Annotated in this window: 21 protein-coding genes; 2 read left to right on the forward strand and 19 right to left on the reverse strand. The window is 56.5% G+C overall.

Annotation, left to right across the window (positions count from 1 at the left end; genetic code table 11):
• Positions 1–111: 111 nt before the first annotated feature.
• The 6 genes from ACR0BU_RS21870 to ACR0BU_RS21895 all read right to left on the reverse strand — a co-directional run bounded on the left by ACR0BU_RS21870 (position 112) and on the right by ACR0BU_RS21895 (position 6,266).
• The gene (locus ACR0BU_RS21870; protein WP_480738930.1) at positions 112–819 is read right to left on the reverse strand and encodes an ATP12 family chaperone protein; all 708 of its coding nucleotides are present in this window, start codon (positions 817–819) and stop codon (positions 112–114) included.
• Between the two features lie 4 nt (positions 820–823).
• Entirely contained in the window at positions 824–1,495 is a 672-nt protein-coding gene (locus tag ACR0BU_RS21875) for an HAD-IA family hydrolase (RefSeq protein WP_299891615.1), read from the reverse strand.
• Positions 1,492–2,535: an RluA family pseudouridine synthase gene (locus ACR0BU_RS21880; RefSeq protein ID WP_480738928.1), complete on the reverse strand. Its 1,044-nt coding sequence runs from the start codon at positions 2,533–2,535 to the stop codon at positions 1,492–1,494. Before ACR0BU_RS21880 ends, ACR0BU_RS21875 begins: the two co-directional genes overlap by 4 nt.
• 127 nt (positions 2,536–2,662) lie before the next feature.
• Positions 2,663–3,469, reverse strand: coding sequence for a crotonase/enoyl-CoA hydratase family protein (locus tag ACR0BU_RS21885; RefSeq protein WP_299077827.1), 807 nt, complete (start codon positions 3,467–3,469; stop codon positions 2,663–2,665).
• 97 nt (positions 3,470–3,566) lie between these two features.
• Positions 3,567–4,877 carry a replication-associated recombination protein A gene (locus ACR0BU_RS21890; RefSeq protein WP_480738927.1) on the reverse strand — a complete coding sequence of 437 codons (1,311 nt, stop codon included), beginning with the start codon at positions 4,875–4,877 and terminating at the stop codon, positions 3,567–3,569.
• Between the two features lie 3 nt (positions 4,878–4,880).
• On the reverse strand, positions 4,881–6,266 hold the full coding sequence (locus tag ACR0BU_RS21895; RefSeq protein WP_480738925.1) for a trypsin-like peptidase domain-containing protein: 1,386 nt from the start codon (positions 6,264–6,266) through the stop codon (positions 4,881–4,883).
• Between the two features lie 141 nt (positions 6,267–6,407).
• On the opposite strand from ACR0BU_RS21895, the gene ACR0BU_RS21900 reads away from it, so the two are divergent.
• Positions 6,408–7,391, forward strand: a complete 984-nt coding sequence (locus tag ACR0BU_RS21900) for a TAXI family TRAP transporter solute-binding subunit (RefSeq protein ID WP_480738923.1) — start codon at positions 6,408–6,410, stop codon at positions 7,389–7,391.
• An 82-nt stretch (positions 7,392–7,473) separates the two neighbouring features.
• Here ACR0BU_RS21900 and rplQ read toward each other — a convergent pair whose 3' ends face one another.
• The 10 genes from rplQ to ACR0BU_RS21950 all read right to left on the reverse strand — a co-directional run bounded on the left by rplQ (position 7,474) and on the right by ACR0BU_RS21950 (position 14,240).
• Positions 7,474–7,896 carry a 50S ribosomal protein L17 gene (gene rplQ / locus ACR0BU_RS21905; protein WP_298937843.1) on the reverse strand — a complete coding sequence of 141 codons (423 nt, stop codon included), beginning with the start codon at positions 7,894–7,896 and terminating at the stop codon, positions 7,474–7,476.
• Between the two features lie 117 nt (positions 7,897–8,013).
• Positions 8,014–9,030 (reverse strand): DNA-directed RNA polymerase subunit alpha, encoded by a 1,017-nt coding sequence (locus ACR0BU_RS21910; RefSeq protein ID WP_170403678.1) that lies wholly within the window; start codon positions 9,028–9,030, stop codon positions 8,014–8,016.
• A 116-nt stretch (positions 9,031–9,146) separates the two neighbouring features.
• On the reverse strand, positions 9,147–9,536 hold the full coding sequence (gene rpsK, locus ACR0BU_RS21915; protein ID WP_037311698.1) for a 30S ribosomal protein S11: 390 nt from the start codon (positions 9,534–9,536) through the stop codon (positions 9,147–9,149).
• Positions 9,537–9,550: 14 nt separating this feature from the next.
• Entirely contained in the window at positions 9,551–9,919 is a 369-nt protein-coding gene (gene rpsM, locus ACR0BU_RS21920) for a 30S ribosomal protein S13 (protein WP_058272383.1), read from the reverse strand.
• Positions 9,920–10,120: 201 nt separating this feature from the next.
• Positions 10,121–10,789 carry an adenylate kinase gene (locus tag ACR0BU_RS21925; protein ID WP_480738921.1) on the reverse strand — a complete coding sequence of 223 codons (669 nt, stop codon included), beginning with the start codon at positions 10,787–10,789 and terminating at the stop codon, positions 10,121–10,123.
• The gene (gene secY / locus ACR0BU_RS21930) at positions 10,786–12,150 is read right to left on the reverse strand and encodes a preprotein translocase subunit SecY (RefSeq protein ID WP_480738920.1); all 1,365 of its coding nucleotides are present in this window, start codon (positions 12,148–12,150) and stop codon (positions 10,786–10,788) included. Before secY ends, ACR0BU_RS21925 begins: the two co-directional genes overlap by 4 nt.
• A 109-nt stretch (positions 12,151–12,259) precedes the next feature.
• Entirely contained in the window at positions 12,260–12,733 is a 474-nt protein-coding gene (gene rplO / locus ACR0BU_RS21935; protein ID WP_298937839.1) for a 50S ribosomal protein L15, read from the reverse strand.
• 234 nt (positions 12,734–12,967) lie between these two features.
• A complete protein-coding gene (locus ACR0BU_RS21940) occupies positions 12,968–13,183 on the reverse strand; it encodes a DUF1127 domain-containing protein (protein WP_480738918.1) in 216 nt (71 codons plus the stop codon).
• Positions 13,184–13,400: 217 nt separating this feature from the next.
• Positions 13,401–13,850: a hypothetical protein gene (locus tag ACR0BU_RS21945; protein ID WP_480738917.1), complete on the reverse strand. Its 450-nt coding sequence runs from the start codon at positions 13,848–13,850 to the stop codon at positions 13,401–13,403.
• A 21-nt stretch (positions 13,851–13,871) separates the two neighbouring features.
• On the reverse strand, positions 13,872–14,240 hold the full coding sequence (locus ACR0BU_RS21950) for an antibiotic biosynthesis monooxygenase family protein (RefSeq protein ID WP_480738916.1): 369 nt from the start codon (positions 14,238–14,240) through the stop codon (positions 13,872–13,874).
• A 78-nt stretch (positions 14,241–14,318) separates the two neighbouring features.
• On the opposite strand from ACR0BU_RS21950, the gene ACR0BU_RS21955 reads away from it, so the two are divergent.
• Complete coding sequence (locus ACR0BU_RS21955; RefSeq protein WP_480738915.1) at positions 14,319–14,750, forward strand: MarR family winged helix-turn-helix transcriptional regulator; 432 nt, start codon at positions 14,319–14,321, stop codon at positions 14,748–14,750.
• 90 nt (positions 14,751–14,840) lie between these two features.
• On the opposite strand, the gene rpmD is transcribed toward ACR0BU_RS21955, so the two are convergent.
• From rpmD to rplR, 3 genes are all read right to left on the reverse strand, one after another.
• On the reverse strand, positions 14,841–15,029 hold the full coding sequence (gene rpmD, locus ACR0BU_RS21960; protein ID WP_008757946.1) for a 50S ribosomal protein L30: 189 nt from the start codon (positions 15,027–15,029) through the stop codon (positions 14,841–14,843).
• Positions 15,030–15,041: 12 nt separating this feature from the next.
• Complete coding sequence (rpsE, locus tag ACR0BU_RS21965) at positions 15,042–15,611, reverse strand: 30S ribosomal protein S5 (RefSeq protein WP_120633993.1); 570 nt, start codon at positions 15,609–15,611, stop codon at positions 15,042–15,044.
• 116 nt (positions 15,612–15,727) lie between these two features.
• Entirely contained in the window at positions 15,728–16,087 is a 360-nt protein-coding gene (gene rplR, locus ACR0BU_RS21970) for a 50S ribosomal protein L18 (RefSeq protein ID WP_010437103.1), read from the reverse strand.
• Position 16,088: the final 1 nt, after the last annotated feature.

Genomic DNA, 16,088 nt, shown 5'->3' on the forward strand with positions numbered 1-16,088 from the left:
GGGCATGAGTTTGGTCGCATTCATAAACAAACGTCAAGGGTTGGATCAGTGAAAACGATGGGTCGAGCCCAATGGATTTGCTCATGCGGCCAATTTTTTGGTCAGAAAGGATCAAACCGATATGTCGAAGAAGTTCTTGGCATGCAAAAACGCGGTTTTCTTGGTTTCGGCAACGGCATGGGCTTCGTCATCATGGCCCCATTGTTCGATCTGCCAAAGCTCATCGAGCCTTGAAATGCGCCAAATCTCGTCCGGCGCGCGCCAATCCATCGCCGCCGCAAACCCGAGAATCAATGACCCGGACAGGCTGACAAGATCGTGGAAAGCAGCCAGCTGAAACTCATCCAATGCGTGAACACGCTGTCGCAGAATTGCCAGCGCGTCATCTGATTGTGATTGATGCAGAACTCCGGACACAGGTACCAACCGAGCGGAAAACGTTTCAGCCGCCCAATCCAGCGCCGGGTCCCATTCGGCAGATTGCTTGTTCTGCAATTCCTGGGGATGCGTTGCCCGATAGCAGAGCAGATCGGTATCACCATAGTCGGCCAACATCTCAGCAACCTCGTGATGCTGAATGCGCACCTTGTCGATCGCCGCGTTGGCCGTGCGGGTGAACGGCATCAAGGTCGGGTCCACCACCTGTTCCTGCGCCTCCCATTCGGCGGCAACAGCCTCAGCCATGGCGCGGGTCGGCAGGATCAATGTTTCTCTGGCCGGTGTTTTGACCCGGCGGCCATCCAGTTCAACCGTATGGCCACCTTCGGCTTCTACAACTGCGCTTTCTGTCCAAAAGCGTTTCGGTTTCCACTCGCTCATGAGTTCAAGTCCAGACATTGGCCAGCGCGGCGGGCAACTGGTCGAAGGTTTCAATCACACAGGCTGCAGCGGTCAGGGCAGAGTTGTCGTGATAGCCCCAGGACACACCTATGCCGGTCACCCCAGCAGCAGCCGCCATATCCATGTCAAAGCTGGTGTCGCCGATCATCGCCGCATTCGCCTCTGACACACCGGTTTCCGCCAGTGCCGTCTGCACCATCGACGGGTGTGGCTTTGATGGGTGGTGATCTGCAACTTGCCGGGTCACAAAGTACTGCTCCAACCCATGCGCCTCGATCAACGCATCCAATCCGCGCTGAGATTTCCCGGTAGCAACACCCAGAAGGATCTCGGGGGTTTCGTGCAGCGTTTCAATAGCCTCTCTGGCGCCGGGATAAAGCGGAGAGCTGGCGGCGCCAAGTTCCTTACGATGGGCATAATAAGCCTGTTTGTAACCCTCGACCAATACTTCCTGAACCGAAGTCGACTGATCCGGCGCCAAACACGCCATCGCGTGTGGAAGTGACAATCCAACAATCGACAGAATCGCTTCACGATCCGGTGCAGCGACGGAAGCAGCCTGAAAGCTGGCCGTCATTGCGTGGACGATGCTGCCCTGGCTGTCGACCAACGTGCCATCCACATCAAACAGAACCAACCGCAAGGGTGCGCTCATTGCAGCGCCTCAAACGGGTCGTCGGCCGCCATATCCTCGGTCCAGCCAAACGTGTCCCAGCTGTGTTTCATATGATCGGGTAGCGGCGCAGTCACTGTGATCGACTTGCGCGTCGTCGGATGCTGAAAGGACAAGCGCTGCGCATGCAGATGCAGCTTTTTACTGATGATCCCGCCCAGCTGAGCACCCCAACCGTCGCCCATGTTTTCCTGACCCGAGCCACCATATTTTCCGTCCCCAACGATCGGGTGTCCAATGGCAGCCATGTGCGCGCGCAACTGGTGCGTCCGGCCCGTAATCGGCTCCATCGCCACCCAAGCCGCGCGACCAGCAACGCGATACAGTGTGGCGTACAGTGTATGGGCGCGTTTCGCGCCAGGCGTGTCGTTAAGGTCGCTCAGATGAACCGGTATCATCTTTTCACCTTCGCCCTGTTTGCCGCGACCGGGAGCTTTGACCAGACCTGTCTTGATCTCCCCCAGATAGGGGGTCGGCACACCGGCCACCAAGGCCCAGTAGATCTTGCGCGTGTCACGGTGCCGGAAGGCGGCTGTCAAACCTTTGGCGGCTTCGCGGGTGCGGGCCATCAACAAGACCCCGGACGTGTCCTTGTCCAAACGATGCACAAGGCGCGGGTTTTCGTCATAGCCAAACCGCAAAGCCTCGGACAAGCTGTCAACATGGCGGGTTTGACCACTGCCGCCCTGAACCGGCAAACCCTGAGGCTTGTTCAACGCCAAGACGTGATCGTCTCGGTAGATGACACAAGACTGGATCATCTTGGCATCCGCCTCAGAGACCCGCCGTTTCACTTCAACAGGCTTGTGATCCGCATCCGGCAAGGGTGGAACCCGCACAACCTGTCCGGCCTCTAGCCGGGTCGAAGCCTTGGCCCGACCGCCATCTACGCGCAGTTCACCCTTACGGCACATCTTTTCGATGCGACCCTGGCTGACATGCGGGAACAGGCGGCGCAGCCACCGATCCACGCGTTGATCGCCATCACCTTCTGCAACCGTAATCATCTGCACGCCACTCATGCCATTGCCCCTTGCACCGTGCGGCTGCCCCGCTCGGACTGTCCCGATGTCAGTGTCTTTGAAAACATGCGCGTCTGTCGCGCGCAAAGCCAAAAGAGTCAAGGACAAGCGCCGTCAGATCATGGTCTCAGATGTTGGAAAAGTCGCCGCCGCGCCCTGCCCCATCGCGGAACCTGCCAGCACCTGCCGTGCCCTCGCGCCGGATCGCCTCTAACCCATTGCTCCATTCAACCTTGAGGGCGTCGCGTACCGGCAGACCACGGGTTTCGATGATCGAGCGGCGGTCTGCCCGAACTGCCGCTTGCGGAAATCTGGCAATCTCGTTGGCCATCGCTTCGGCCGCGATGCGCGCTTCGCCATGCGGCACCACTTTCTCCGCAAGTCCAATCTGATAACACTCATCTGCCTCGACCTTGCGTCCGGTCAAGGCAATCTCAAGTGCTTTGCCTTGCCCCACCAGGCGCGGCAGCCGTACTGTGCCGCCATCCATCAGGGTAATCCCCCAACGACGGCAATACACGCCCATGAAAGCCGTTTCCGCCATCACTCGAATATCACACCACAAGGCCAGCTCCATCCCACCGGCAACTGCCGCACCTTCAATCGCGCCGATAACGGGTTTCGACAGCTCCAATCGAGAGGGACCCATCGGCCCAAGCGCGGACGGCGCGGCACCAATCGGAAAGTCGCGCGTTCTGAAATACGCCTCACGTGCCTCGGGGTCCGACAGCGTCGCGGCGAGTTTCAAATCCCAACCTGAGCAGAAATTGCCGCCTTTGCCCCAAAACACAGCCACCTTGGCAGAACTCTGTTCGAAATCCAGAAAGGCATCCGTCAGAGCTTTTGCATGTTCTGTATCAACGGCGTTTCTGACTTCGGATCGATCATGAAGGATCGTCCAAACATCTTCCGCCTTATCTATCGAAACGGCCATAAGCGCTCCTCCCTAAAACGCGGTGACCTTGTGGGAAAAAGCTAACCCACTCGGCCACAAATTACGTTTCAAGATAAGACCAACAGGCTGAAGTTAACTAGCTGTTTCGTTGCGTGCGCAGCTTGGCAAAGTAATCCAGCCGCTTCTTCAACTCGCGCTCAAATCCACGCTCGACCGGTTGGTACAACACGGGCCGCGTCATGGTTTCAGGGAAATAGTTCTGTCCTGAAAACCCATCTTCGGCTTCATGGTCATAGGCATAACCTGCCCCATATCCCTGATCTTTCATCAGCGATGTCGGCGCGTTCAGTATATGTTTGGGAGGCGGTTCGCTGCCCGACTGCTTGGCCAGTTTCATCGCGGCTTTGTAGCCGACATACGCCCCATTGGATTTGGGCGCCAGCGCAAGATAGACCAATGCCTGCGCCAGTGCCAATTCCCCCTCGGGCGAGCCGAGGCGTTCGTATGTCTCCCAAGACTGAAGGCAAATCGCTTGGGCCTGAGGATCGGCAAGCCCGATATCTTCAACCGCCATACGGGTGATCCTGCGGGCCAGAAACCGAGGGTCCTCGCCCCCCGTCAGCATCCGCGCGAACCAGTAAAGTGCTGCGTCCGGGTCCGAGCCGCGTACCGATTTATGCAACGCCGAGATCAGATTGTAATGTTCATCGCCCGATTTGTCGTATTTGGCTGCACGCCGCATCAGCCTTGTGGATAGCGCGTCAGGGTCCAATGGAGTTTCGACATTCCACGCCGCAACTTGTTCGATCAAGTTCAGCAGGGCCCGCCCATCCCCATCGGCCATTTTCTGCAGCGCGTCGCGTGCGGCTGGTGTCAGGGGCAAAGCATGATCCAGCTCTTTTTCCGCGCGCTGGGTCAAGCGTTCCAAGTCTGCAAGGTTGAGACGTTCGAGAACAAGAACCTGTGATCGACTCAGAACCGCCGCGTTCAGTTCGAATGAGGGGTTTTCTGTCGTTGCCCCCACCAGAAGGATGGTGCCATCCTCCATATGGGGCAAAAACCCGTCCTGCTGCGCCTTGTTGAAACGGTGAATTTCATCAACGAATAACAAGGTGCCTTGCCCGTTCTGGCGCCGGATCTTTGCGGCCTCGAACACTTTTTTCAGGTCAGGTATGCCTGTGAAAATCGCACTGATCTGGACAAAATGCAGATCAGTTTCCTGTGCAAGCAACCTTGCAATCGTGGTTTTACCGACGCCCGGCGGCCCCCAGAAGATCAGGCTGGACAAGCTGCCCGAGGCGAGCATGACACCCAGTGGCGCATCGGGACCCAGAACCTGTTCCTGACCGATTACCTCGGCCAGCGTTTGTGGTCGCAGCCGGTCGGCCAGAGGGCGATGGGGCGCTGGCACGGCGTCGGTCTCCCCGGTGTCGAACAGGTCGCTCACGATCTACAGCCGGAACCGCAGGGAAACGGCACGCCCCCCGCGCTGGATAGTCATCTGCACGCTGCGACCTGGATCGGTCAACGCCGCTTCGACGTCGCCAGGATGTTCCATTTCATCGCCATTGATATCATCCAGAACGTCACCCACTCGCAATCCGGCACGCCCCCCATAGGGTCCCGGATCGACCACGACGACGCCAGTTTGGGACAGCAGCAACCCCAGACGAGAAATCACTGCCGGGTTGATCCGCGAGACTTTCAAATCAGGCAAAACGGTGCGTTCGCTCAGGGTTGCCTCATCAGCTGCTGGTGTCTCCGGGGCTTTGATCAGTGCGACTTCGACATCGGCGACCTGCTCTCCGCGCAACCGTGTCAGGACCGACCTGCCGCCGACTCCGGCCACAGACATGCGGAATTTCATCTCGGCGGGCGAGTTCACTTCATCCCCATCCACATGCGTCACGACATCCCCGACCTGAAGACCAGCCTCGGCCAATGGGCTTAGCTCATGTAGATCAGAGATCACGACGCCTTGCGGAATGACCAGACCCAGCGACTCGGCGATATCAGCGCTCATATGTTGACCGGCCATACCAGCCCAGGGGCTGACAAAACGGTCGTTGCCTGCTTGCGCCTGCCGCAAGAACTCGGCCACCAGATTAGCGGGAATGGCAAAACCGATCCCGTTCGATCCGCCCGATCGTGTTAGGATCGAGGTGTTGATCCCGATTAGGTCCCCGTTCACGTCGATCAGCGCCCCACCAGAGTTACCTGGGTTGATCGCCGCATCAGTCTGGATGAAGTAGCCGCGCGCGTTGCCGGTTGCGGTACCCGTTCGCGCCAGCCCGGAAATAATGCCGGATGAGACTGTTTGGCCCACCCCAAACGGGTTACCTATGGCAAGCGCCAGCTCACCCACTTCGACCTGATCTGAATCGCGCAGGTTTAGGTAAGGGAGGCCCTCGGCCTCCTCCAAGCGGAGTATGGCAATGTCGCTTTCCTCGTTCCCCAGCACGACTTTGGCCGAGAACTCCCGCCGGTCGGTTGTAACAACGCGAATTTCGGTCGCCATGCCCACGACGTGATAGTTGGATACGACATAGCCATCACCGGACAAGATCACGCCGGATCCTAGCGAGTTTTGAACACGCGGCTGCGGCGCACCAAACCCTCGGCCAAAGAAATCTTGGAAAAACGGATCGGAAAACAGAGTGTTTGCACGACCCTGTCGAACGATCTTGGCATAGATGTTCACAACCGCCGGCGCGGCTTGTTTGACCACTGGGGCAAAGCCAAGGCTGATTTCGGCCTGCGATGCTGGCACCTTTGTTTCGGCATAGGCTGAAACCGCGAACGTCGCCAACAACAGGGAATACAGAAGTTTCCGCATGATCATTCCGTCAAATAGTCGCCATCCGGATATGCGAGGCAAGGGACGGGATTGCAAGCGTGTTAAGCGATCTTGCGCGTTGACTTAAGAAGCCGGGATTGGAATGGTCCGCTCAAAAACATCGATCAGAACGGATAAATTATGTTCAAAACTCTTTGCCGCAAACAGTTAGTATACCTGCTCTCTTCCCTTTTTATCCTGACCGCAACGATGGGTTTGATCACCCCGACGGCTCAGGCGGCAGACACCAAATTGACCTTTGGAACTGGTGGGAAAGGCGGGTACTTTTTTAGGGTTGGCGACCTATTGTGCAAGTCTTTTGCGCAAGGCACGGACGGGTTTAAATGCCGTGCCCGCACAACGGATGGCCCGCGCGAGAACCTGCCAAATTTGCGCAGTGGAAAGTTTGATTTCGTCGTGGCGCGATCTGACTGGGCAAAAAGCGCGAGAGATGGGTCTGGTTTTTTCAAAGGCAAGGGCGCGGATTCTTCATTGCGATCGCTGTTTTCTATTCACAGCGAACCTCTGACTGTCATTGCACGCAAAGGATCCGGTATTTTGTTAGTCAATGATCTGGATGGCAAACGTGTCAAACTGGGCGTATCGGCCTCTCGCCTGGTCCGGCAACTTCCTCACCAAGCGAATTGGGATACATCCGCGTTCAACACCTTCAGGCCCGGCGATCTGAGCGCACAGCGGAAGGCGTTGTGTTCCGGAGAAATAGACGCCGTTGCCCGCGTCGTCGCTTACCCGTCTGGGTGGGTTCAAAAAACAGCGCAAACATGCCCGATTCAATTGGTCGAGTTGTCGGGTCGTCAGATTAATAGCTTGGTTGCGGGTACCGATACACTCAGCAAAGCGACGATTCCGGCAAATGTGTATACCGGAGTGACGAGATCAACGATGACCTTTGGCTACAAGGCCGCACTATTAAGCAGCACTAACGTTTCCGATAACGATGTCTATACCTTCGTCAAATTCACGTTTGAAAACCTGCCTCAATTGGGCCAGCAGAACCCAGCCCTGAGGGGTTTGCAACCATCAGAAATGATCCGAGACAGCATGGTTGTCCCCCTACATCCCGGGGCGGTCAGATACTACCGGGAACAGGGTTGGATCAAGTAAGTTGCGAAAGGCCTGACTGGCAGGCAAAAAGAAAACCCCCGCGTCCGAGACGCGGGGGTTTTTGCATGAAAGCCGGGCTTTCTTATTCTTCGTCTGCGGCCTCTTCAGCAGCAACGCGGGCCTTGTCGGCCGCGCCTTTCGCGTCCAGATCACGGTCAACGAATTCGATGATCGCCATCGGGGCCATGTCGCCATAGCGGAAACCAGCTTTCAGGATGCGGACATAACCGCCCTGACGCTCGGCGTAGCGGGGGCCCAGAACTTCGAACAGCTTTGCGACGTATTGGTCTTCTTTCAGCTGCGATGCGGCCTGACGGCGGGCGTGCAGGTCGCCGCGCTTGCCAAGGGTGATCAGTTTTTCAACGATCGGGCGCAGTTCTTTTGCCTTGGGCAAAGTTGTCTTGATCTGCTCATGTTCGATGAGCGAGCCAGCCATGTTCGCAAACAGAGCCTTACGATGCTCATGAGTACGGTTCAGGCGGCGGTAACCACGTGCGTGACGCATTTTCTAGTTCCTTCTTCAGCTTTTGCTTTGTCTGGCCGGCGATGCGTGTCACCGGCTCTCCTTGGGGCGGAAGTGCCCATATCATCCCCGGTATCCCGGGCATTGGGGAGGACGCGCTTAGAACGCGTCTTCGAATTTCTTGGCAAGATCTTCGATGTTGTCCGGCGGCCAGTCCTCGACATCCATGCCGAGGTGCAGACCCATGCCGGACAGCACTTCCTTGATCTCGTTCAACGACTTGCGGCCGAAGTTCGGGGTGCGCAGCATCTCGGCTTCGGTTTTCTGGATCAGGTCGCCGATGTAAACGATGTTGTCGTTCTTCAGGCAGTTTGCCGAACGGACCGACAGCTCCAGCTCGTCCACTTTCTTCAGAAGCAGCGGGTTGAACTCCAGGCCATCGTCTTCGTCCTGGCGGCCTGCCGATTCCGGCTCGTCGAAGTTGACGAAGATCGACAGCTGATCCTGCAGGATGCGTGCAGCAAAGGCCAGTGCGTCCTCAGGTGTGATCGAACCGTCGGTTTCGATCTTCAGGGTCAGCTTGTCATAGTCCAGAACCTGACCTTCACGGGTCGGCTGAACGTCATAGGCAACCTTTTTGACCGGTGAATAGATCGCGTCGATCGGGATCAAGCCAATAGGCGCATCCTCGGGCTTGTTCTTCTCAGCCGAGACATAACCCTTGCCGGTGTTGACGGTCAGCTCCATGAACAAGTCGGCACCATCGTCCAGGTGACAGATGACGTGATCGCGGTTCAGAACCTCAATACCGGCGCTTTCGCTGATGTCACCGGCGGTAACAACGGCGGGGCCTTTGGCATTGATCGACAGGCGCTTGGGGCCTTCGACTTCCATACGCAGGGCAACCTGCTTGAGGTTTAGGATGATGTCGGTAACGTCTTCGCGAACGCCCGCAACCGAGGAGAACTCGTGCAGGACGTTGTCGATCTGAACGCTGGTGATGGCCGCGCCTTGCAGCGAGCTCATCAAAACGCGACGCAGGGCGTTGCCCAAAGTCAGACCAAATCCACGCTCCAGTGGCTCGGCGACCAGAGTGGCCTGACGTGCGGGATCATTGCCCGGCTTGCCATCCAGCTGGGTCGGCTTGATCAATTCTGCCCAATTCTTATGGATCATGTAATCCCTCCATTCCTGTCTGCGCCCCATGACCAATCAGGTGCAGACGCCCGAGGTTTCAAAACGGCGAACCGGGGCCGCGCAAAAACACAGCCCCAGCTCAGTAATAATATCGCTTAGACGCGGCGACGCTTCGGTGGGCGGCAGCCATTGTGAGCAATCGGCGTCACGTCACGGATCGACGTGATGTTGAAGCCCACGGCAGCCAGCGCACGCAGGGCCGATTCACGACCCGAACCGGGGCCCTGAACTTCGACTTCCAGCGTCTTGACGCCGTGATCCTGTGCTTTCTTGCCTGCGTCTTCTGCAGCCATCTGAGCAGCATACGGAGTAGATTTCCGCGACCCTTTGAACCCCATGGTCCCAGCTGACGACCATGCAATGGCGTTGCCCTGCACGTCCGAGATCAGGATCTTGGTGTTGTTGAAGGTCGAATTCACGTGGGCGACGCCCGATGCGATATTCTTGCGCTCTTTTTTCTTGGTACGAGTCTTTTCGCGTGCCATCAGTCAGACCCTCCTTATTTCTTCTTACCAGCAATGGCCTTTGCGGGGCCTTTGCGGGTACGAGCATTGGTGTGGGTACGCTGACCGCGAACGGGCAGGTTACGACGGTGACGCAGACCACGGTAGCAGCCCAGGTCCATCAGGCGCTTGACGTTCATCTGAACTTCGCGGCGCAGGTCACCTTCAACGGTGAAGTTTGCGTCGATATGCTCGCGGATGGCCAGAACTTCGGCGTCGGACAGTTCATTGACGCGACGAGTCGCGTCGATGCCTACGGCTTCGCAGATCGCTTTGGCCGAGGTGTTTCCGATACCGGTGATATATGTGAGGGCGATAGGTACCCGCTTTGCAGTCGGGATGTTTACGCCGGCAATACGTGCCACGTGTCACTTTCCTTTTTTGTTGCGGTTCCGTAGTTCCGGAACCTTTTTTCACAACACTCGATCTTGGCAGTGACGCCAGAGGATCCAGTATTATTCGAGGTGGTCGGGGCATCCGGAACGAATCCCGCATGCGGTCGTGATTCCCGTTAGGGATGGGGGTCGATATTGGCTTTTCCCGCTCAGGTCAAGGGCAGAAATGGATCAGTCGTTTCCGACGTCGACGCCACCATCCAAAACCTGCGAAATCTCGTTTTGAACAGCGTCAATTTCACCCAGGCCGTCAACCCAGGACAGGTTGCCCTTGGCATAGTAATAGCCGATCAGCATCGAGGTCTTTTTGTAGTACTCCATCAGACGGGTCTTGAGGCTTTCCTCATTATCATCTGCGCGGCGTTTAAAGTCGTTTTCCTTACCACAGTTGGAGCATTTTCCGTCGGCAGGGATCGGCTTGGTGATGTCATTGTAGACCTCGCCGCAGCCTCCACAGGTCGAGCGGGCGGTGATCCGTTCGACCAGCGCGTCATCGTTGACTTCCATCGCGATGACCGCATCCAGCGTTTCGCCGGTGCTTTTCAGCAGATCTCCCAACGCGTCAGCCTGTGCCAGCGTGCGCGGAAAACCGTCGAAAATGAAACCGCCCTTGGCACCTTGTTCCAGCTTTTCACGGATCAGGCCGATGACGATCTCGTCGGTTACCAGTTCACCTTTGGCCATCACTTCGGCGACGCGGTTGCCCATTTCGGTCCCGCTGTCCTTGGCTTCTCGCAACATGTCACCGGTGCTCAGTTGCACCATACCACGCATTTCAACCAGATGACGCGCTTGCGTTCCTTTGCCCGCACCCGGCGGGCCCAACAAAATGATGTTCATCGACGAGCGGGTCCCTTCCTGCCGCGTTTCTTGCTTTTACCGCGCAGCTGGGACTTTTCGATAAGCCCTTCGTATTGATGCGCCAGCAAATGGCTCTGAACCTGCTGAATCGTGTCCATGGTGACCGAGACGATAATCAGAACAGAGGTGCCGCCGAAGTAAAACGGGATGGCGAACTGACCACGCAGGATTTCAGGCAGCAGGCACACCGCCGCCAGATAGGCTGAGCCCAGAACCAGAACGCGGTTGACCACGTATTCCAGATATTCGGCAGTCTTCTTGCCAGGACGGATACCCGGAACAAAACCGTTCTGCTTTTTCAGGTTATCGGCGACATCGTCCGGTTTGAACGACACGTTGAACGTATAGAAATACGCAAAGAAAACGATCATCGACGCAAAGAACAGCAGATATAGCGGCTGCCCGGGACCAAAGTTGGCCAATAGCCAAGACATCACCGGTCCGTTCGTGGCACCTGACGAAAAGGTCGAGATCGTCACGGGCAACAGCAGCAGCGAGCTTGCAAAGATAGCAGGAATAACGCCCGCCGGGTTAACCTTGACCGGCAGATGGCTGGAACCGCCTTCATAGACCTTCATACCCGCCTGTCTGCGCGGATACTGAATATGAACCTTGCGCAATGCGCGCTCCATGAACACCACAAAGGTGATGACTGCGATGACCATGATAATTACACCGACAATCACAGCCGGGCTGATTGCACCCGAACGGCCCGACGCGAAGAACTGCGCCAGTGCGGCCGGAACCTCGGCGATAATGCCGACGAAGATGATCAGAGAGATACCGTTGCCGATGCCACGCGCGGTGATTTGCTCACCCAGCCACATCAGGAACATGGTGCCACCAACCAAGGTGATCATGGTCGACATGCGGAAGTAGAGCCCGGGATCCGTCGCCAGATCACCCGATTCCAGCGAAACAGCCAAGCCATAAGCCTGAACGGTGGCCAGCGCCACGGTGCCAAAACGTGTGTATTGGTTGATCTTCTTACGGCCTTGCTCGCCCTCTTTCTTGAGCTGTTCGAGCGCGGGAACCATCGATGTCAGCAGCTGCACGATGATCGAGGCCGAAATATAAGGCATGATGCCGAGGGCAAAGATACCCATCCGACCCAGCGCGCCCCCGGTAAACATCGAAACCATGCCGCCGATGCCCTGCCCCGCTTGTTCCATGAACTCACGCAGCGCCTGACCATCAATGCCCGGCACTGGAATAAAGGTGCCCAGACGATAGACGATCAGCAAAGCGAGCGTGAACAGGATGCGGTTGCGCAGATCGGTGGCTTTGCCCAAAGCAGCCCAGCTAGTGTTGGCTGCCATTTGTTCAGCTGCTGATACCATAAATCGGTCTCTCTTATGCAAACACCGCCCGGAACCGTTTTCCGGCTCGGGCGGCGTCTTGGAAAACTCTGAGGTCTATGTAAGCGGGTCTTGGCCCGCTCACAAGCGCTTACTCTGCCGCAGCAGCTTTTGTGACCGTAAGTGAACCGCCCGCTTTCTCGACCGCATCAACAGCAGCTTTCGAAGCACCGGTGACTTCCAGGTTCACTTTGGAGCTGATTTCACCCTTGGCCAGAACACGGATGCCGTCCAGCTTGCGACGCACCAGACCGGACGCAACCAGTGCATCCTCGGTAATCGCGGCTTTGGCGTCCAACTTGCCAGCTTCGACAAATTTCTGGATCAGACCCAGGTTGATAACGGCAAATTCCTTGCGGTTCGGCTTGTTAAAGCCACGCTTCGGCAGGCGCTGGTACAGTGGCATCTGGCCGCCTTCGTAGCCGTTGATGGCCACACCGGAGCGGGATTTCTGACCTTTGATACCACGGCCACCCATTTTACCTTTGCCGGAACCGGGGCCACGGCCAACGCGCGTGCGTTTCTTAGTGGCGCCTGCGTTGTCGCGTAATTCATTCAGTTTCATTTCGCTTCTCCTTCGCCGGAATTGACCCCGAAGCGTGATGGGTCAGACACGGCATTTCTTGATTTTGATTCTCGTGGACACAATGCCACCGGAGCCCGATACAGCTTTGTGCCCATGGTTGCAAGGTTTCTTGTCTCGCGCGCGGAAGCGCGGCCGCGATTTTGTGATCGGAACGCCTAAACACAAAAGAGGCGCCATAAGGCGCCTCAGGGTTCGTATATCAGCTGGGCTGATTTACGCGCAATATGCGTGCTCGCGCGCGATGTCTGCAATGTCGCAACGGCGGATGCCGATGTCGTCCAGTTCACGGTTGCTCAGGCGGTTGAGCTCAGAGTACGTGCGGGTGTATTCGCTCGCCCGGGCGCGGTTTTCCTTTACGAGCTCGATCAGGTTTGCAAAACGGGCGCTCAGGTTGAAGCCGCCATGTGTCAGTGTTGCTGTGTGTGCCATATCTCTATTCCTTTCGAATGTCGGGGCGTATTCCCCGATGTCACTTGGCTGTTCCTTATTCGGACAAGGCCGAGATAGGCGCGTACGATACCGCTAACAACACAGGTTTTGGTCTAGCCGCTATGCGTTCAGTGAATGGCAGAGCGGGATTGATTTTTTCTCATGTGGACTACGCCTCGGCAAGACTGCATGTGACTGAGTTTTTTGAAAACTTCTGTCATTTCTTAGTAGCGTGTCGTCTGCGTGCGCTCATCCTTCTACCATCTCGTATACTTAGCCCCATCAAAATCAAATTGGCTGCTCCGGCTGTCAGTTCGACAATCTGTACTGCATAAAAGTTCGTGTCGAAGGATCCGGCACTGGCTTTCATACTCAGATAGATCGCTGCTGGCACCAGGATCAGCAAACCGTTCGCGGCTATGATTGGCATTCTCTTCTTTTTGGCGATTGCCGGCGCATCCTTACGGCGGCGCCCCATGGACATGCCAGACGCACCAACGATAACCATCGCTGGCACGAGGACGAATAGACCGTTGACGATCATGGATTTGACAACGGTTATGGCCGCGTAGGTTCCAAACAACTCAGTGTAAACGGTGGAGGTCCAGAAAGTCAGGATCGTCAAGAACCCGATGGTTCCTGCAACAGGGTGGATTGCTCTTAACACTTGGCAGCTCCGATCAGGGCGTTAGGCGATGCAGTGGTTTTCGACGGCCATCTTCTGAAAAAGATGGGGGCGGGCCACGGCACTGTTGGGGTATTCGGACAGCAGGCGTTGGAATTCGGGCTGGCTAAAGGCGTCACGGAAGCTTTTGACATCCTGCCAAATGGCATAATTCACGTAGGTCGTACTGCCTGCGATACCTTTATGCATCTGCGTTGAGATGTATCCTGGTTGGGATTTCATAAAATCCGCATCATTTGTCCAGGCCTCTATCAAAGCCGCTTCGTCTTTCACATCGACCTCAAACAGGTTGATCAACGCGATTGGCCCCTCTTCCGACTGCATCTGGTCAGCCAAGGCGACAATCTCATTCAACTCCTCAAAGCGTACCATCGTGCGTCCTTTCCACTAGATTAACATAGCTAGCTATATAATATTGTATAGCATACTATGCAAGTGTAAGTTTCGGCCATGGATTTCGAAAAAGAGAACTCAGCCGGATATCTCGTCAACCACATGGCGCGGCTGTTCGCCAAGGAGTTGCAGCGCCGCATTGTGCCTTTGGGCATTGTTGTCGGACAATTCCCAATTTTATTGGAACTCTGGGTTAAGGATGGCGTTTCGCAGAAGGATCTGCTTGCCAAAATCGACGTCGAACAAGCGACACTGGCCAATACACTTAATCGAATGGAACGCGACGGCCTGATCAAGAGAACAAAAAACCCTGCTGACGCCCGAGCACAGTTGATCTGGTTGACAGACAAGTCCTCGGCACTTCGAGACAATGCCTATGACTCGGCGCAGACGGTGAATGCCGAAGCGCTTCAAGTTTTGAATGTGTCTGAGCAAGCGCAATTCATGGATTACATGCGCAGAGTTATCGCCAACATGCGCTCAAGTTGAGCCAAGCCCGCTTGGTCTCAAATCAAGAAACTTGCACAAAAAACGCCCCCGAACTTGTCGGAGGCGTTTTAATCTTTCAAAGAACTGCGTTTAACCGCGTTCTTCGATGATCTCTACCAGATGCGGGATCTTGTTGACCATTCCGCGGACCGAAGGGGTATCCTCCAGCTCACGGGTTTTGTGCATCTTGTTCAGGCCCAGACCGATCAGGGTTGCGCGTTGTTCGGCGGGGCGACGGATCGGGGAACCGATCTGCTTTACGACGATGGTTTTTGCCATGGGTCGCTCTCCTTATGCTTCTGCTTCAGCAGCAGCTGGTGCTTCGTCCCGCTTGGGCAGGATGTCGGCAACCTTTTTGCCGCGACGCTGTGCAACCGAACGCGGGCTCTGCTCTTTGGTCAGGCCGTTGATGGTTGCGCGGATCATGTTGTACGGGTTCTGCGAGCCCAGAGATTTGGACACAACGTCCTTCACGCCCAGCATTTCGAACACGGCACGCATCGGACCACCGGCGATGATACCGGTACCTTCAGGCGCTGTGCGCATAACCACTTTACCGGCGCCATGACGGCCTTCCATATCGTGGTGCAGGGTCCGACCTTCGCGCAGTTGCACGCGGATCATCTGACGCTTGGCTTGTTCCGTCGCCTTGCGGATGGCCTCGGGTACTTCTTTCGCTTTACCCTTGCCAAAGCCGACGCGGCCTTTCTGGTCGCCTACGACCACCAGAGCGGCGAAGCCAAAGCGCTTACCACCTTTTACGGTTTTCGACACACGGTTGATCGCAACCAGACGATCTGCGAATTCCGGAGTTTCGTCGCGGTCACGACCACGGCCCCGGCGGTTATCACGTTCTGCCATTTTGGCATCCCTTTTCTCTAGTGGCGCTATACGCGCCGTTTGTTCAATCCGAGTGAGCCCCGACTTGTGCCGAGGCTCCTGGATCATCGGGGCGGCCGGTCGGCCACCCGCAGGTTTTAGATCTTCAGACCACCTTCACGCGCAGCGTCGGCGACAGCCTTCACTTTGCCGTGGAACAGGAAGCCACCACGATCGAAATAGGCCTCTTCGACACCTGCCTTCTTGGCACGCTCGGCGATAGCCGCGCCCACTTTGGTGGCCGCTTCGACGTTGTTTTTGCCAACAACACCCAGATCCTTTTCCAGGGTCGAGGCCGAGGCCAGGGTCACGCCACGCACGTCGTCGATCAGCTGAACAGAGATGTTCTTGTTCGAACGATGTACGGACAAACGCGGGCGACCCGCGTTGACCTTGCGAAGTTTGTTCCGAACGCGCAGGCGGCGCTTCAGAAACAGGGTTCTTTTGCTGTTTGCCATT

The organism is Ruegeria sp. CK2, from assembly GCF_056536585.1.

What these genes read in the sequence shown, in the direction of transcription:
- ACR0BU_RS21880 (WP_480738928.1), bottom strand. Translation starts at nt 2,535, where the DNA reads ATGAGTGGCGTGCAGATGATTACGGTTGCAGAAGGTGATGGCGATCAA.
- rplR (WP_010437103.1), bottom strand. Translation starts at nt 16,087, where the DNA reads ATGGCAAACAGCAAAAGAACCCTGTTTCTGAAGCGCCGCCTGCGCGTT.
- ACR0BU_RS21955 (WP_480738915.1), top strand. Translation starts at nt 14,319, where the DNA reads ATGGATTTCGAAAAAGAGAACTCAGCCGGATATCTCGTCAACCACATG.
- ACR0BU_RS21925 (WP_480738921.1), bottom strand. Translation starts at nt 10,789, where the DNA reads ATGAACATCATTTTGTTGGGCCCGCCGGGTGCGGGCAAAGGAACGCAA.
- ACR0BU_RS21950 (WP_480738916.1), bottom strand. Translation starts at nt 14,240, where the DNA reads ATGGTACGCTTTGAGGAGTTGAATGAGATTGTCGCCTTGGCTGACCAG.
- ACR0BU_RS21875 (WP_299891615.1), bottom strand. Translation starts at nt 1,495, where the DNA reads ATGAGCGCACCCTTGCGGTTGGTTCTGTTTGATGTGGATGGCACGTTG.
- rplQ (WP_298937843.1), bottom strand. Translation starts at nt 7,896, where the DNA reads ATGCGTCACGCACGTGGTTACCGCCGCCTGAACCGTACTCATGAGCAT.
- ACR0BU_RS21870 (WP_480738930.1), bottom strand. Translation starts at nt 819, where the DNA reads ATGAGCGAGTGGAAACCGAAACGCTTTTGGACAGAAAGCGCAGTTGTA.
- secY (WP_480738920.1), bottom strand. Translation starts at nt 12,150, where the DNA reads ATGGTATCAGCAGCTGAACAAATGGCAGCCAACACTAGCTGGGCTGCT.
- ACR0BU_RS21910 (WP_170403678.1), bottom strand. Translation starts at nt 9,030, where the DNA reads ATGATCCATAAGAATTGGGCAGAATTGATCAAGCCGACCCAGCTGGAT.
- rpsE (WP_120633993.1), bottom strand. Translation starts at nt 15,611, where the DNA reads ATGGCAGAACGTGATAACCGCCGGGGCCGTGGTCGTGACCGCGACGAA.
- rpsK (WP_037311698.1), bottom strand. Translation starts at nt 9,536, where the DNA reads ATGGCACGCGAAAAGACTCGTACCAAGAAAAAAGAGCGCAAGAATATC.
- ACR0BU_RS21940 (WP_480738918.1), bottom strand. Translation starts at nt 13,183, where the DNA reads ATGGCACACACAGCAACACTGACACATGGCGGCTTCAACCTGAGCGCC.
- rpmD (WP_008757946.1), bottom strand. Translation starts at nt 15,029, where the DNA reads ATGGCAAAAACCATCGTCGTAAAGCAGATCGGTTCCCCGATCCGTCGC.
- ACR0BU_RS21900 (WP_480738923.1), top strand. Translation starts at nt 6,408, where the DNA reads ATGTTCAAAACTCTTTGCCGCAAACAGTTAGTATACCTGCTCTCTTCC.
- ACR0BU_RS21885 (WP_299077827.1), bottom strand. Translation starts at nt 3,469, where the DNA reads ATGGCCGTTTCGATAGATAAGGCGGAAGATGTTTGGACGATCCTTCAT.
- ACR0BU_RS21895 (WP_480738925.1), bottom strand. Translation starts at nt 6,266, where the DNA reads ATGCGGAAACTTCTGTATTCCCTGTTGTTGGCGACGTTCGCGGTTTCA.
- rplO (WP_298937839.1), bottom strand. Translation starts at nt 12,733, where the DNA reads ATGAAACTGAATGAATTACGCGACAACGCAGGCGCCACTAAGAAACGC.